Raw genomic sequence first — 15308 nt, 5'->3', positions numbered from 1 at the left:
GCCCCATCGCGGGCAAGTCCGCCCCCCTACAGGTTCGCGCGATCCTTGTAGGAGCGAGGCTTGCCCGCGAAGGCGTCAGGCTTAACGCCACATCACCCCGCAAAAATTATTTTCAAAATTATGATGAGGTAAACCCAACCCCCATCCGTGTAGTGACTGAAACTGCGAGTCATTCGCATCCCGTAGGTTCTACACAGGTCAATGAGCAATGAAGTCCAGGGCAAAACCGGGTTCGGTCAAACAGTGGTTGGGTGCTTCTGCACTGAGTATGTCGGCGTTGGCCTTGCTGCCTTCGAGCGTCGCATCGGCCGCTGAGGCGGGCAATACGCAGCCGCTTACGCCGTTCAGCTTCGCCATCGCTGCCAAACCGCTGCCCCAGGCCTTGAGCGACTTCAGCCGCGTCACCGGAATCAGCGTGGTCTACACCGATGAAGCGCCTTACGGGCTCACCGCCCCGGCGGTCAATGGCCCGTTGAGCGCCGAGCAGGCCCTGCAGCGTTTGCTCAGCGGTTCGGGCCTCACCTTCCGCCGTAGCGATGCTCACACCCTGGTGCTTGAACCGCTGCCCAGCGCCGGCACATTGAATCTGGGCACCACCACCATCAACTCGGTGGCCGATCAGTCCATGAGCTATCAGCCGCCGCCCACCAGCTCGGTGATGCGCTCGTCGGCCTTGCTCCAGGACATCCCGCAGACCGTCAACGTCATTCCGGCCCAGGTCATTCGCGATCAGGCGCCGCGCAATCTGGATGATGCGCTGGCCAACGTCAGCGGCATCACTCAGGGCAACACGCTGGCGAGCACCCAGGACTCGGTGATGACCCGCGGTTTCGGCGACAACCGCAACGGCTCGATCATGCGCGACGGCATGCCGATCGTGCAGGGCCGCGGCATGAATGCGACCGTGGACCGGGTCGAAGTCCTCAAGGGACCGGCCTCGCTGCTGTACGGCATCCAGGACCCGGGCGGCGTGGTCAACATGGTCAGCAAGAAACCCGAGCTTGAGCAATACAACGCCCTGACACTGCGCGGTTCGACCTACGGCGACGGTAAAAACGGCAGCGGCGGTGGCCTCGACAGCACCGGCGCACTGGGTGATTCCGGCTTTGCATACCGTATGGTGCTGGACCACGAAGACGAAGATTACTGGCGCAACTTCGGCACCCACCGCGACACGCTGGTGGCGCCGTCACTGGCGTGGTTCGGCGAAAGCACCACGCTGTTGTTTTCCTACGAACACCGCGAGTTCCTGACCCCGTTCGACCGCGGCACGGTCATCGATCCGCGCACCAACCATCCGTTGGACATCTCGCGCAATGAACGCCTGGACGAGCCCTTCAACAACATGGAAGGCCGCTCGGACCTTTACCACTTCGAGGCCGATCACGAGCTCAACGACAATTGGAACGCTCATTTCGGCTACAGCTGGAACCGTGAAACCTACGACGCCAGCCAGGTGCGCGTCACCGCCATCGACACCCGACGCGGCACGCTGACCCGCAGTATGGACGGCACTCAAAACGCGATCAGCACCGACCGTTTCACCACCGCCAGCCTCGAAGGCAAGGTGAACGTATTGGGTATGCAACACGACCTGGTGTTCGGCATCGATGACGAATACCGCAAGATCTACCGCGAAGACCTGATCCGCCAGAAAAGCCTGAGCACCTTCAGCTACGTCAACCCGGTCTATGGCCGCGAAGTCGCCGGCACCACGGTCAGCCCGGCGGACAGTGCGCAGACCGATGAACTGCGCAGCGATTCGATCTTCCTGCAGGACTCGATCCACCTCACCGATCAATGGATTTTCGTCGCAGGCGCACGCTTCCAGGAATACGACCAATACGCCGGCAAAGGCGTGCCGTTCCAGGCCAACACCGACAGCAACGGTCAGAAATGGGTGCCGCGCGCCGGTCTGGTCTATCGGTTCACCGATGAACTGTCGTTCTACGGCAGCTACACCGAATCGTTCAAACCCAACTCAACCATCGCGCCGTTGAGCGGCAGCAGCACCGTGCTCGACGGCAGCGTCGCGCCGGAAGAAGCCAAGTCGTGGGAAATCGGCGCCAAGCTCGACATGCCAGGGCGCGTGACCGGCAACGTCGCGCTGTTCGACATCAAGAAACGCAACGTGCTGGTGGCCAACTCCGAAGGCCCGGTGACGATTTACAGCGCCGCCGGCGAGGTACGCTCCCGGGGTCTTGAAGTGGATTTGAGCGGCCAGCTCAGCGACCGCTGGAGCCTGATCGGCAGCTATGCCTACACCGATGCCGAGGTCACCGAAGACCCGACCTACAAGGGCAAAAAACTGCAAAACGTCGCGAAGAACAGCGGCTCGCTGTCGGCGGTCTATGACTTCGGCACCATTGTGGGCGGCGATCAACTGCGGGTCGGCGCGGGCGCGCGGTATGTTGGCGAGCGGGCGGGTAACGCGGTCAACGATTTCGACTTGCCGAGCTACACCGTGGCCGATGCCTTCGCGACCTACGACACCAAGGTCGAAGGGCAGAAGGTCAAGTTTCAGCTCAACGTGAAGAACCTGTTTGACCGCACCTACTACACCTCGGCGGCGAGCCGGTTCTTTGTGTCAATGGGGGATTCGCGGCAGATCTCGTTGTCCAGCACACTGGAATTCTGATCGCAGACCGCGTAATCGTTCTTCGCGGGCAAGCCTCGCTCCTACACGTTTTACGTTGTCCGTGTAGGAGCGAGGCTTGCCCGCGAAGACGGCATGACGGGCGCTGCAAATGTCGGGACTAACGCAAAAACGCCTGCCGATACTCGCCGGGCGTTCCACCCAAAACCTGCCGAAACCGATTAGTGAAATGGCTCGCACTGGCAAAGCCGCACGCCAATGCAATCTCTCCCAAAGGCTGCGATGTCGAACGCAACAACTCCCGCGCCCGGCCCAGTCTGCGCGCCAACACATACTGATGCGGCGGCAAGCCAAAGCTCTCCCGAAACATCCTCGCAAAGTGATATTCCGACAGCGTACACAACGCCGCCAATTGCCCCAGGCTGATCGCCTCGGCCAATTGATTGTCGATGAACTCCACCAACTGCCGCCGCTGGTGCGCCGCCAATCCGCCTTTTAACCGCAAGCCCTCACGCATCCCGACTTGGCCGAGCAACACGTGGCTGAGCATTTCGTGAGCCAGGCTGCTGGTGAGCAGGCGCTCGCCGGGTTCGTCCCAGCTGAGGGTGAGCATCTGCCGAAAGCGTCGGGCCTGCGCTGGATCGTCAAGGAAAGTGGCTTCGCGCAATTGCAGTTCGCGAGGCTCGCGGTCCAGCAGCGTGACGCAGCCGAGGGCGAATTGTTCGGGGCTGAAATACACATGGGCCAGGCGAATGTCGCCGTTGATCACCCAGCCCGACTGATGCTCGGCCGGCAGGATGCACAGCTTGTCCGGGCCGCCCTTGGTGCCGGGCTGATCGCGGCGGAACGTGCCGGTGCCGCCGGCGATGTAGCACGACAGTGTGTGGTGGCTCGGCGCTTCGTAATCCTGGGCGTCGTGATGGTTGCTCCACAAGGCTGCAGCCATGCCGTCACCGAGCTCGGCGCTTTGCTCCAGACGAGCATTGGGCGAGCGGTTGAGGGCTTGAAAGACTTGCAGGGTTTCCAGTGTGGGCATGATGGCTTCTCTCCAACGCCTTGCATCCTACTCCGTAGACCATGCGCTGCCAGCCTCTGCCACGACAAAAGCGCAAGTTTATGCAAGTGCGCCCACGCTGGTCGCAGGACACTGAGTTCCTATTGAGGAGCCTTAGTCATGAACCTTTCGCTGTATTTATTGACCGTGCTGATCTGGGGCACCACCTGGATTGCCTTGAAATGGCAGTTGGGTGTGGTGGCCATTCCCGTGTCGATCGTTTATCGCTTCGGCCTCGCGGCACTGGTGCTGTTCGTCCTGTTGCTGCTCAGCCGGCGCCTGCAAGTGATGAACCGTCGCGGGCATTTGATCTGTCTGGCACAGGGCTTGTGCCTGTTCTGCGTCAATTTCATGTGTTTCCTGACGGCCAGTCAGTGGATTCCCAGCGGGCTGGTCGCCGTGGTGTTTTCCACGGCCACGTTGTGGAACGCGCTCAATGCACGGGTGTTCTTCGGCCAGAAAATCGCCCGCAACGTTTTGATGGGCGGTGCGCTGGGCTTGTCCGGGCTTGGCCTGTTGTTCTGGCCTGAGTTGGCCGGCCACACCGCCAGCCCGGAAACCTTGCTCGGCCTGGGCCTGGCACTGCTCGGAACTTTGTGTTTCTCGGCCGGTAACATGCTCTCGAGCCTGCAACAGAAGGCCGGTTTGAAGCCGTTGACCACTAACGCCTGGGGCATGGCGTATGGCGCCGCGATGTTGTCGGTGTGGTGTCTGGTCAGGGGCATTCCGTTCGACATGGAATGGAACGCGCGTTACATCGGCTCGCTGCTGTACCTTGTGATTCCGGGTTCGGTCATCGGCTTCACCGCCTACTTGACGCTGGTCGGGCGTATGGGCCCGGAGCGAGCGGCCTATTGCACCGTGCTGTTCCCGGTCGTGGCGCTGAATGTCTCGGCGTTTGCTGAAGGCTATCAATGGACCGCGCCGGCATTGGTGGGGCTAGTGTTGGTGATGCTTGGCAACGTACTGGTGTTCCGCAAACCCAAGGCGCCGATAGCGCAAGGCAATGGCAAACTCGCCTGAATACGTCGGGGCCGAGTGCGCTTAGCGCTCGGTCCGGAGTGCGACGAATATCAGCAGCGGAAGTATGAAGTCGACAATATGCCGGGCCCAGTCCTTGGCATTCCAGGTTTGTGATTCGTCCATGTTGAACCATTCAACGCCGATCACTTGCAGGCAAACGTAGTAGACAAATATGGCGATCAATAATCCGATGATTGAAAACTTTTTGGCCTCATGGAATTCCTCGGCCGGCGCATTCCTGTAATGGAAAAGATAATAGGCACCAATCAGGCAGAAGGCCGTATAGATCACTTCAAGTGTAATGATGAACCAATAGATCCGGTGGTGGAGCATGGGTGAGGTGATTGCCCGGTAGTTCAGGTTGATGTTTTCCCGGGTGGTGTCCATGCTCAGAATATGACTGACGTACTCATAGTTGGATGCGTAGTCGGTGAAGTTGCTGTACATCACCAGCAGGCCAAAAAAGCTTATATAAGTCATTAGTGCCAGCTTGCTGTATCTGATGATCTTGTCGGTAGTAATACTGTTCAAGGCTAGAGTGCTCCATCACTGTTTTTCGTGGGTCGGATAAGTGGTGGTGAGTGTATAGCGCTTGAACTATTTTAGTGGGCTGACTGAATTGCAAGTTATGTAAGGAGCGGGCAGAGACTTTATAAGTCTCTGCCCGTTTTAGTTAGCCTTTCCACACTTGCGGGTTGACCAGGTCTTGCGGGCGCTCGCCCAGCAGTGCGCTGCGCAGGTTAGCCAACGCACGGTTGGCCATGGCTTCGCGGGTTTCATGGGTGGCGGAGCCGATGTGCGGCAACGTCACCGCGTTTTTCAGCTGGAACAACGGCGACTCGGCCAATGGTTCTTTCTCGTAGACGTCCAGCCCGGCGCCGCGAATGCGGTTGTTTTGCAGCGCTTCGATCAGGGCGGGCTCATCCACGACCGGACCGCGCGCGATGTTGACCAGGATGGCGCTCGGCTTCATCAGGGCCAGTTCGCGGTGGCTGATCAAGTGCCGGGTTTTCTCGCTGAGCGGTACCACCAGGCAAACGAAATCGGCTTCGGCCAGCAGTTCGTCAAGGCTGCGAAATTGCGCGCCGAGTTCTTGCTCCAGCTGAGTCTTGCGGCTGTTGCCGCTGTAGAGGATCGGCATGTTGAAGCCCAGCCGCCCGCGACGGGCAATGGCCGCACCGATGTTGCCCATGCCGACGATGCCCAGGGTTTTGCCGTGTACATCGCAGCCAAACAGCGGTGCGCCGACGGTGGCTTGCCATTGTCCGGCCTTGGTCCAGGCATCGAGCTCGGCGACGCGGCGGGCGCTGCTCATGAGCAGGGCGAAGGCCAGGTCGGCGGTGCTTTCGGTGAGGACATCCGGCGTGTTGGTCAGCATGATCCCGCGTTCGTTGAAGTAGGCGACGTCGTAGTTGTCGTAGCCGACGGAGACGCTGGAGACGACTTCGAGTCTGGCGGCGTTTTCCAGTTGTGCGCGGCCAAGTTTGCGGCCGACACCGATCAGGCCGTGGGCGTGGGGCAGCGCTTCGTTGAACTGGGCGTTGATGTCGCCGTTTTTCGGGTTGGGGACGATGACGTCGAAGTCTTGCTGGAGGCGCTCGACCATTTCCGGGGTGACGCGGCTGAAGGCGAGGACGGTCTTTTTCATGGGAGGAGGGCTCGTCGGGGCTTGGTGAATGCCAAGCACGCTAACATTCTTCCCCGTTGTTGCGCGAGTCCGCGAATTGCCCGGGAGTTTCTGTGGGCGCTGGCCTGTCAGCGATGGCGGCCTTCGGGCCGACCATGTTGTGGTTGACCGGGTACATATCCATTCCTGCGGTTACGGCGGCTGGCGGTTTCGCCCTTACGGCGACTCACTTTTTTTCAAACGCCAAAAAAAAGTAAGCAAAAAAAGGCTCGCCCCAAACGTCCGGCCCCTCGCCTGGGCTCGGCGTTCCTTCGCTCCGGTATCCATCCGGGGACACTGCCCTCCGGTCTGCTTCGCGACGACCTACATGCAGCGTGTTCGACTGCGTCGAACGGCGCTGCGCGCCACTCCCCGGATGAACACCTCCACTCAGCCTCCCGACGGGGCGGGTGGATCAAGATCAAGAGCTGCAGGCGAGCTAACGCTCGGCCTGATGAGTGGTGAGAATCAAAAGCTGTACGCTGAATTCTTGTAGGAGCGAGGCTTGCCCGCGAAGGCGGCCTGACAGCCGACCAATCTCTTTTGCAGGTACCCACCAATCCATTGTGGGAGCGAGCCTGCTCGCGAAGGCTGTTTAACATTCGACATTGAAGTCGTCTGACTCACCGCTTTCGCGAGCAGGCTCGCTCCCACAGGGAAACAGTTCACACCGGAGGATCAGCTATGTGGCGCAGGGTTGGGTACGGCGACGTTATCGAGCATCCGGTTTGCGGCCAGTTCGGCCAGCATGACGATCTGTTGAATGGCCATCGCCTTGTGCCGGTACGGGCCTTCCAGATGGTCCGCGAAGTCGCTCGCCATCACGCTGGCCTGGGCCAATGACTCGCAGGTGTGGGCCAGCAGGTCTTCGTCTTTGATGTCCGGTGCGATCACAAACATGGTGCTGGGTTTGCGGATGGCTGGGGATTTGAGGGCGGCGGGGTTGAGGTAGTGATCCAGCGCGCGTTCGGCGGCTTCGTTGAGTTTTTTGGAATCGAGGGATTCGTAGGGGGAAACGTCGTCGGTTTCCGGAGGGTTCGGTGTTTCTTTGATCATGCGGAAGTTACTCATTGGCAGATGAAGTGGAACTGCCATCTTTCGTTTTCCAGACGAAAGGGTGGCAGCCATGCGCGGACTGGAAAAACCGGGACACCCACCAAAACCCGGTAGACCCGAAGGTCTCCCGCGCACAGCCGCCATAACAAGGATTTGCGTGCAGAAAAAAGCGCCGCAGTATGCCATGGGGTTTGGTAAGTGTTCGCCAGGTTTTCCAGACCTGGCCGCTGATTTTGCAGCGACCCACAAAGCCTACCCATTTCCCGTCTGACCCAACAACCGACAGAACCCGTCGGAAACATTCCCCAAAATCACTGCGTCTGTAGGACCGTGAAATCAGTTCGCCACCCGAGCCCCACCCAGACTCCCACTCAATTCATACGCCACCAATTCCGCCTGATGCGCCGCCAATATCTCCGGCAACGACCCGCGCAAGTACTCGACCCAGGTCTTGATCTTCGCGTCCAGGTACTGGCGCGACGGGTAGATCGCATACAGGTTCAGTTCTTGCGAGCGGTAGTTCGGCATCACCCGCACCAGTGTGCCGTTGCGCAGGCCTTCAATCGCCGCGTACACCGGCAACACGCCGACGCCCATGCCGCTGATGATTGCGGTTTTCATCGCGTCAGCCGAGTTCACCAGGAACGGCGAGCTGTTGATGGTGACCATTTCCTGGCCTTCCGGGCCGTCAAAAGTCCATTTCTCCAGCGGGATCACCGGGCTCACCAGACGCAGGCACGCGTGGTTAAGCAAGTCGCTGGGCTTGTGCGCGCAGCCGTTGGCTTTCACATACGCCGGCGAGGCGCAGACGATGCTGTAGGTGATGCCCAGGCGCTGGGAGACGAACCCTGAGTCCGGCAGTTCGCTGGCGAGCACGATGGACACGTCGTAGCCCTCGTCGAGCAGGTCCGGCACGCGGTTGGCCATGGTCAGGTCGAAGGTCACGTCGGGGTGGGTCTTGCGATAACGGGCGATGGCGTCGATCACGAAGTGCTGACCGATGCCGGTCATGGTGTGCACTTTGAGCTGCCCGGCCGGGCGCGCGTGGGCGTCGCTGGCCTCGGCTTCAGCCTCTTCGACGTAGGCCAGGATCTGCTCGCAGCGCAATAGATAGCGTTTGCCGGCCTCGGTCAGGGCGATGCGACGGGTGGTGCGGTTGAGCAGGCGGGTTTGCAGGTGGGCTTCCAGGTTGGAGACCGCGCGCGAGACGTTGGCCGTGGTGGTGTCCAGTTGCACGGCGGCGGCGGTGAAGCTGCCGGCCTCGGCCACGTAACTGAAGGCGCGCATGTTTTGCAAAGTGTCCATGGGGTGCTCTCGGGTGCGATGGCAAATTGTGACACAAGGTTTCAGAGTCTGAGACCCCGACCAAGGGATTATCGCGTTAACGGTAACAAAGATTCACAGGATTCCCAGCTTATCGCCGTACAGACCGCCCCCTAGAATTGCGCCGGTCATTGTAGGAGCGAGGCTTGCCCGCGAAGGCGGCGTGACAGTCACCAACGATGTCGCCGCCTTCGCGGGCAAGCCTCGCTCCTACAGGACCTCGTACGCCCCTTCTCTCAGGAAATCGCAGCAGTGCCGCGTCGCATCAACAGAGCGCTTCAGACGCTCAGTGTTCTGGCTTTATCCCTGACCCTCGGCGGCTGCATCGGAACCGGAGGAATTGCCCCGCAGGGCAAGGCACTGGAGGCCAATTCACTGGCCACCGACGACGCCATCCAGAGCGCCGCGCAGGACGCTCACTGGCCCACCGCACAATGGTGGCAGGCCTATGGCGACCCGCAATTGAACCGCTGGATCGACCTCGCCGTACAAGGCAGCCCGACCATGGCCATGGCCGCCGCGCGGGTGCGACAGGCCAGGTCCATGGCCGGCATCGCCGAGTCTGCCGAGTCGTTGCAGATCAATGGCGAATCCACCCTCAAGCGCCACAACTGGCCGACCGATCAGTTTTACGGGCCGGGCGAGTTGGCCAACACGACCACCTGGGACAACAACGCTGCACTGGGTTTCAGCTACGCCCTCGACCTTTGGGGCCGCGAAAGCAACGCCACCGAGCGCGCCGTCGACATGGCGCACATGACGGCCGCCGAAGCGCGTCTGGCCCAACTCGAATTGCAGAACAATATCGTGCGCGCCTACATCGAACTGTCGCTGCACTACGCACAACGGGACATTGTCGAGGCGACCCTGAAACAGCAGCAGCAAATTCTCGATCTGGCGCAAAAACGCTTGAACGGCGGCATCGGCACCCATTTCGATGTCAGTCAGGCTGAAACGCCGCTGCCGGAAACCCATCGCCAGATCGACGCGCTGGACGAGGAAATCGCCCTGAGCCGTAACCAACTGGCCGCTCTGGCGGGGAAAGGTCCAGGCGAGGGCGCGCAGTTGCAACGGCCCACGCTGTCATTGGCCGCGCCGCTGAAACTGCCGTCGTCATTGCCCGCGCAATTGCTCGGTCAACGTCCGGACGTGGTCGCCAGCCGCTGGCAAGTGGCGGCCCAGGCGCGGGGCATCGATGTCGCCCACGCCGGTTTCTACCCCAACGTCGATCTGGTCGGCAGCCTCGGCTACATGGCCACTGGCGGTGGGGCGATGGAGTTTTTGACCGGCAAGAAACTCAACTACAGCGTCGGCCCGGCGATCTCGTTGCCGATCTTCGACGGCGGGCGCTTGCGTTCGGAGCTGGGCGAAGCCTCTGCCGGGTATGACATCGCCGTGGCCAAGTACAACCAGACGCTGGTCAACGCGCTGAAAAACATCTCCGACCAGTTGATCCGCCGCGAGTCCATGGACAAGCAGCAAACCTTCGCCGCCGAGTCGGTGGCCGCTGCGCAGAAGACTTATGACATCGCGATGGTCGCCTGGCAGCGCGGGCTCACCGACTACCTCAACGTGCTCAATGCCCAAACCTTGTTGTTCAAGCAGCAGCAGGTCCAGCAGCAGGTTCAGGCCGCACGCCTGAGTGCCCACGCCGAATTGGTGACAGCGCTGGGTGGCGGGCTGGGTGCAGGAAATGATGTGCCGAAGGACAGCCAGACCCAGGCACCGAAAACCCCGGCCCTTTTAAAGAGCCTCTCGAATTGAACACGATGTTCCAGGTACATCCGCATTTGTGGCGAGGGAGCTTGCTCCCGCTTGAGTGCGCAGCACTCACAACATGTGAGGTGGCTGCCCGAATATTGGGGCCGCTACGCAGCCCGGCGCGAGCAAGCTCGCTCGCCACAGAATCTCTTTTGCCTCACGTGCTTCCAGGATACTCATGACTCCCTCGCCTGCACCTCTGCGCTGGCTGTATTCCCTTGAATGGCGCCGGGGTTTCTTCGACTGGGCACGCAGCGACGGCGTGACCTGGGTCTACATTTTCAAAGTGCTGTTCGCCGCGTTCCTCACCCTGTGGCTGGCGATGCGCCTGGAGTTGCCGCAACCGCGCACGGCGATGATCACCGTGTTCATTGTCATGCAACCGCAAAGCGGCCAGGTGTTCGCCAAAAGTTTTTACCGCTTTCTCGGCACGCTGGCCGGGTCAGCGGTGATGGTCGCGTTGATTGCCTTGTTCGCCCAGAACACCGAACTGTTCCTCGGCTCGCTGGCGATCTGGGTCGGCCTCTGCTCGGCCGGCGCGGCGCGTTATCGCAATTTTCGCGCCTACGGTTTCGTGCTCGCCGGGTACACCGCCGCGATGGTCGGTTTGCCCGCGTTGGCCCACCCGGACGGCGCGTTCATGGCCGCGGTCTGGCGGGTGTTGGAGATCTCGCTGGGGATTCTTTGCGCCACCGTGGTCAGCGCCGCGATCCTGCCGCAAACCGCCAGCGCGGCGATGCGCAACGCCTTGTATCAGCGCTTTGGTGTGTTCGCCTTGTTCGTTACCGATGGCTTGCGCGGTCGCAGCAAACCCGAGGCTTTCGAAGCCAGTAACGTGCGCTTTATTGCCGAGGCCGTGGGGCTGGAAGGGCTGCGCAGCGTCACCGTGTTCGAAGACCCGCACATGCGTCGACGCAACGGACGACTGAGTCGCTTGAACAGCGAATTCATGGGCATCACTACGCGCTTCAACGCCTTGCACCAATTGCTCGAACGCTTGCGCAGCAGCGGCGCTGACCACGTGGTGGCGGCGATCAAACCGGGGCTGCAGGATCTTGCGGAATTGCTCGATGGCTTCAGCGGTCGCGCCTTGACCAGCCCCGACGCCGCACGCCTGGCCAGCGCCTTGGCGACTTACAAGGAAAACCTGCCGGCGCGGGTTCGCAGCCTGCGGGCGACCTTTCAGGAGAGTGGTCCGAGCGACGCCGAGCAGCTCGATTTTCATACCGCCTACGAACTGCTCTATCGCTTCGTCGACGAGTTGCACAGTTATGCACAGACCCACGCTTCACTGGCCGATCACAGCCATGCGCGCGAGCAATGGGACGAGCCGTTCACCCCGCAAACCAACTGGATGGCCTCGGCGGCGTCGGGGATACGGGCGGCGTTCATTCTGGTGGTGCTGGGCAGTTATTGGGTGGCAACGGCGTGGCCGAGCGGGGCGACCATGACGCTGATCGCTGCGGCTACCGTCGGTCTGTCTGCGGCGACACCGAACCCGAAACGCATGGCGTTCCAGATGGCCTGCGGCACATTCCTCGGGGCACTGATCGGCTTCGTCGAGATGTTTTTCATCTTCCCGTGGATCGACGGTTTTCCCTTGCTGTGCGTGATGCTCGCGCCGGTGATCGTGCTCGGTTCGTTCCTCACGTCGCGGCCGCAATATGCCGGTGTCGGCCTCGGGTTGCTGATCTTCTTCAGCACCGGTTCGGTGCCGGACAACCTCACCGTCTACAACCCTTACGCGTTCATCAACGACTACATCGCCATGGTGCTCGGCATGTTGGTGTGCGCGGCGGCCGGGGCGATCATTCTGCCGCCGAACAGCCGCTGGTTGTGGCGCCGGCTCGAGCAGGATTTGCGTGGGCAAGTGGTGTATGCGATCAGCGGCAAGCTAAAGGGCCTGGCTTCGAGTTTCGAAAGCCGCACCCGGGACTTGCTGCATCAGGCTTACGGCCTCGCGGTGGGGCAGCCGCAGGTGCAACGGGATTTGCTGCGCTGGATGTTCGTGGTGCTGGAAGTCGGCCACGCGATCATCGAGTTGCGCAAGGAACAGGCGATTCTGCCGGTGCATCCGGCCTACGCCGAATCCCAGCCGTGGCGCCAGGCAATCCGCGTGATGGGGCGCTCGCTGGTGCGGCTATTTCTGCAACCGAGCCCGAGCAATCTGGAACGCGGCCTGATCGCGGTCGACCATGCCATCAGCCGCGTGCAAGCCACCGACGAACCGTTCGCGCCGCACTTCGACACCTCCGCGTTGCGGCGGGTGAAGAGCTATTTGCACTTCATCCGCACCTCGCTGCTGGACCCGCAATCACCGCTCGCCGCCTACGCCGGGACCCGGCCCCAAGGACTTGAACATGCCTCGTGAAATCGCCTTCCACGGCGTGTACATGCCCACCATGACGCTGATGTTTTTCATCGCCGCGGCGCTGGCCTGGGCGCTGGACCGGTTCCTGTCCGGGTTCGATCTGTACCGCTTCTTCTGGCACCCGGCGCTGCTGCGCCTGAGCCTGTTTACCTGTCTGTTCGGCGCTCTGGCGCTGACTGTCTACCGTTGACTCTCTATTTCTGAAGAAGGCCCTGATGAAAAAGCTTTTCAGCCTGCTCGCCACGTTGCTGGTACTGGCCCTTGCGATATGGATCGGCCGGACCCTTTGGGTGCATTACATGGACACGCCGTGGACCCGCGACGGCCGGGTACGCGCCGACATTATCAACGTCGCCGCCGACGTCACCGGGGAAGTGGTGGACGTGCCGGTGCGCGACAACCAGCAAGTGAAGAAGGGCGATCTGCTGATGCGCATCGACCCCGAGCACTACCGCATCGCGGTCAAACAGGCGCAGGCCCTGGTGGCCTCGCGCAAGTCGACGTGGGAGATGCGCAAGGTCAACGCCCATCGCCGCGCCGACATGGACGCCTTGGTGATCTCGAAGGAAAACCGCGACGACGCCAGCAACATCGCCGACTCGGCCCTGGCCGATTACCAGCATGCCCAGGCACAACTGGAAGCGGCTGAACTGAACCTCAAACGCACCGAGGTCCGTGCTGCGGTGGACGGCTATGTCACCAACCTCAACGTGCATCGCGGTGACTACGCGCGCATCGGCGAAGCGAAAATGGCTGTGGTCGATATGAACTCATTCTGGGTGTATGGCTTCTTCGAAGAAACCAAACTGCCGCATGTGCGGGTGGGCGACAAGGCCGACATGCAGTTGATGAGCGGCGAGGTGTTGAAGGGGCATGTGGAAAGCATCTCCCGTGGCATCTACGACCGGGACAACCCGGAGAGCCGCGAGCTGATTGCGGATGTGAACCCGACGTTCAACTGGGTGCGCCTGGCGCAGCGAGTGCCGGTGCGGATTCACATTGATGAAGTGCCGGAAGGTGTTCTTTTGGCGGCGGGGATTACGTGCACGGTCGTGGTTAACTGACTCGGTCCGTCAGGCATAAGACAAAGGCTCAGCCCTTGCAAAACGTCTCATGCAAATGTCGCCAAACCACCTTGCCACCGGCCTGTTTCTCAAACACTACTGTCGAGCGGCGATCCGAGTGCAGGCCCGTCGCATCGGTCTGCTGCTCGCGATAACCCACCACCGCGCCACCGTCGTACAGTGCAATACCCCGCAACTCGCTGAGCTCGATCCTGAAGCCAAGTTTCTTCCCGCCGGCCAGCAAGAACAACTCGCTCAACGCTTCGAAATCCAGCACCCGGCCGAGGGGCGAGATCATGGAAAACTGTGGTGAAAACCGGCTCAGCAGTTGTTCAAGTGCCGAGTCGTCTCGTTCTTCGGCCAGCCATTGTTCGATGGCGACGTGGGCCTGGATGACTTCGTCGAAGTAGTCGGTGTAGTCGGTCATGGTTGTTTCCTGAGTTTTTGCAGCGTCTGGTCTGACGTCTTCGCGGGCAAGCCTGGGCAAATATTGCGAACGACGCGAGCCTGTAGGCGCGAGGCTTGCCCGCGAAAAACGATAACGCAGTCCTACAGTTGCCCCCTAAGCCCAAACCGCTTCATCAACCCCGCCTCCAGCAACCCTTTAGGCAGCAACCCCGCCAACAACGGCAACGCCCGGCTGCCGTTGCCCAGACGAATCAGGCGCGGAGGTTTGCTCTGCTGCACAGCCTTGAGCAAACCACCGGCAAACTCCTTGGCCGGGGTCGGTTTATCCTGAGAGGCCTTGGCCCGCGCACGAATACCTTCGCGCAAGGGAAACCACGGCGATTGCTCGGTGATCAACTGCTCCGCCTCATGCCCGGCATTCTTGGCGAAGCTGGATTCGATGGCGCCCGGCTGTACTTCCATCACGCGCACACCGAACGGCGCCAGCTCCATGCGCAATGCATCGCTCAAGGCATGGACAGCGGCTTTCGAGGCGCAATACGCGCCGGCAAACGGTGTGACCAACACCCCGGAAACGCTGCCGATGTTTACCACGATCCCTTTGGCCCGACGCAATACCGGGAACAGCGCGCGGGTCACGCCAACAATCGCGAACACATTGGTTTCGAATTGGCGCTGCATCGCCGGCACACCGCCGTCGAGCAGCGGCCCCATGGCGCCATAGCCGGCGTTGTTGATCAGCACATCGAGGCCGCCATGTTGCTGGTTGATCCGCTCGCTCAGCTGTTCCAGCGCCGCGCCGTCGTTGACGTCCAGCTGTACGGCCGTGAATCCGGCGGCGGTTAACGCGGCCACATCTTCAGCCTTGCGGGCGCTGGCCCAGACTTCGTATCCGGCCCCTTTGAACACATCGGCGAGGGCGCGGCCGATGCCGCTGGAACAACCGGTAATCAACGCAACGGGCATGGCGCGGTCCTTGTGCAAAA

The 15308-nt window shown here is 61.1% G+C and carries 13 protein-coding genes; 6 read left to right on the top strand and 7 right to left on the bottom strand.

What is annotated here, in order from left to right; all coding sequences use genetic code 11:
* Nucleotides 1-208: 208 nt before the first annotated feature.
* Entirely contained in the window at nt 209-2638 is a 2430-nt protein-coding gene (locus BLU63_RS04700) for a TonB-dependent siderophore receptor (RefSeq protein ID WP_083374968.1), read from the top strand.
* A gap of 118 nt (nt 2639-2756) precedes the next feature.
* On the opposite strand, the gene BLU63_RS04695 is transcribed toward BLU63_RS04700, so the two are convergent.
* Nucleotides 2757-3632 carry an AraC family transcriptional regulator gene (locus tag BLU63_RS04695; protein ID WP_010463159.1) on the bottom strand — a complete coding sequence of 292 codons (876 nt, stop codon included), beginning with the start codon at nt 3630-3632 and terminating at the stop codon, nt 2757-2759.
* Between the two features lie 138 nt (nt 3633-3770).
* Here BLU63_RS04695 and BLU63_RS04690 point away from each other — a divergent pair, with 138 nt between their 5' ends.
* The gene (locus BLU63_RS04690) at nt 3771-4673 is read left to right on the top strand and encodes a DMT family transporter (RefSeq protein WP_083374967.1); all 903 of its coding nucleotides are present in this window, start codon (nt 3771-3773) and stop codon (nt 4671-4673) included.
* A 21-nt stretch (nt 4674-4694) separates the two neighbouring features.
* Here the strand turns inward: BLU63_RS04690 and BLU63_RS04685 are convergent, their stop codons facing one another.
* The 4 genes from BLU63_RS04685 to BLU63_RS04670 all read right to left on the bottom strand — a co-directional run bounded on the left by BLU63_RS04685 (nt 4695) and on the right by BLU63_RS04670 (nt 8700).
* Nucleotides 4695-5204, bottom strand: a complete 510-nt coding sequence (locus BLU63_RS04685) for a DUF2165 family protein (RefSeq protein WP_010463155.1) — start codon at nt 5202-5204, stop codon at nt 4695-4697.
* A 142-nt stretch (nt 5205-5346) separates the two neighbouring features.
* Nucleotides 5347-6321 (bottom strand): 2-hydroxyacid dehydrogenase, encoded by a 975-nt coding sequence (locus BLU63_RS04680; RefSeq protein ID WP_083374966.1) that lies wholly within the window; start codon nt 6319-6321, stop codon nt 5347-5349.
* 696 nt (nt 6322-7017) lie between these two features.
* Nucleotides 7018-7395: a DUF6124 family protein gene (locus BLU63_RS04675; protein WP_077748257.1), complete on the bottom strand. Its 378-nt coding sequence runs from the start codon at nt 7393-7395 to the stop codon at nt 7018-7020.
* A 336-nt stretch (nt 7396-7731) separates the two neighbouring features.
* Nucleotides 7732-8700 (bottom strand): LysR family transcriptional regulator, encoded by a 969-nt coding sequence (locus BLU63_RS04670; RefSeq protein ID WP_077748258.1) that lies wholly within the window; start codon nt 8698-8700, stop codon nt 7732-7734.
* Between the two features lie 270 nt (nt 8701-8970).
* Here BLU63_RS04670 and BLU63_RS04665 point away from each other — a divergent pair, with 270 nt between their 5' ends.
* The 4 genes from BLU63_RS04665 to BLU63_RS04650 all read left to right on the top strand — a co-directional run bounded on the left by BLU63_RS04665 (nt 8971) and on the right by BLU63_RS04650 (nt 13914).
* Nucleotides 8971-10482, top strand: coding sequence for an efflux transporter outer membrane subunit (locus tag BLU63_RS04665; protein WP_083374965.1), 1512 nt, complete (start codon nt 8971-8973; stop codon nt 10480-10482).
* A 175-nt stretch (nt 10483-10657) separates the two neighbouring features.
* Entirely contained in the window at nt 10658-12850 is a 2193-nt protein-coding gene (locus BLU63_RS04660) for an FUSC family protein (protein WP_010463144.1), read from the top strand.
* Complete coding sequence (locus BLU63_RS04655) at nt 12840-13040, top strand: DUF1656 domain-containing protein (RefSeq protein ID WP_007896379.1); 201 nt, start codon at nt 12840-12842, stop codon at nt 13038-13040. Before BLU63_RS04660 ends, BLU63_RS04655 begins: the two co-directional genes overlap by 11 nt.
* 25 nt (nt 13041-13065) lie before the next feature.
* Nucleotides 13066-13914: an efflux RND transporter periplasmic adaptor subunit gene (locus BLU63_RS04650; RefSeq protein WP_010463139.1), complete on the top strand. Its 849-nt coding sequence runs from the start codon at nt 13066-13068 to the stop codon at nt 13912-13914.
* 28 nt (nt 13915-13942) lie between these two features.
* On the opposite strand, the gene BLU63_RS04645 is transcribed toward BLU63_RS04650, so the two are convergent.
* Together BLU63_RS04645 and BLU63_RS04640 are read right to left on the bottom strand one after the other, a co-directional pair.
* Nucleotides 13943-14341, bottom strand: coding sequence for a hypothetical protein (locus tag BLU63_RS04645; RefSeq protein ID WP_010463136.1), 399 nt, complete (start codon nt 14339-14341; stop codon nt 13943-13945).
* A gap of 122 nt (nt 14342-14463) precedes the next feature.
* Entirely contained in the window at nt 14464-15288 is an 825-nt protein-coding gene (locus BLU63_RS04640) for an SDR family oxidoreductase (RefSeq protein WP_083374964.1), read from the bottom strand.
* Nucleotides 15289-15308: the final 20 nt, after the last annotated feature.

This window comes from Pseudomonas mandelii (genome assembly GCF_900106065.1).
In the GTDB taxonomy this organism is placed as follows: Bacteria; Pseudomonadota; Gammaproteobacteria; order Pseudomonadales; family Pseudomonadaceae; genus Aquipseudomonas; species Aquipseudomonas mandelii.
The sequence above is the reverse complement of the archived record's forward strand: the minus strand, read 5'-3'. Positions and strand labels throughout refer to the sequence as shown.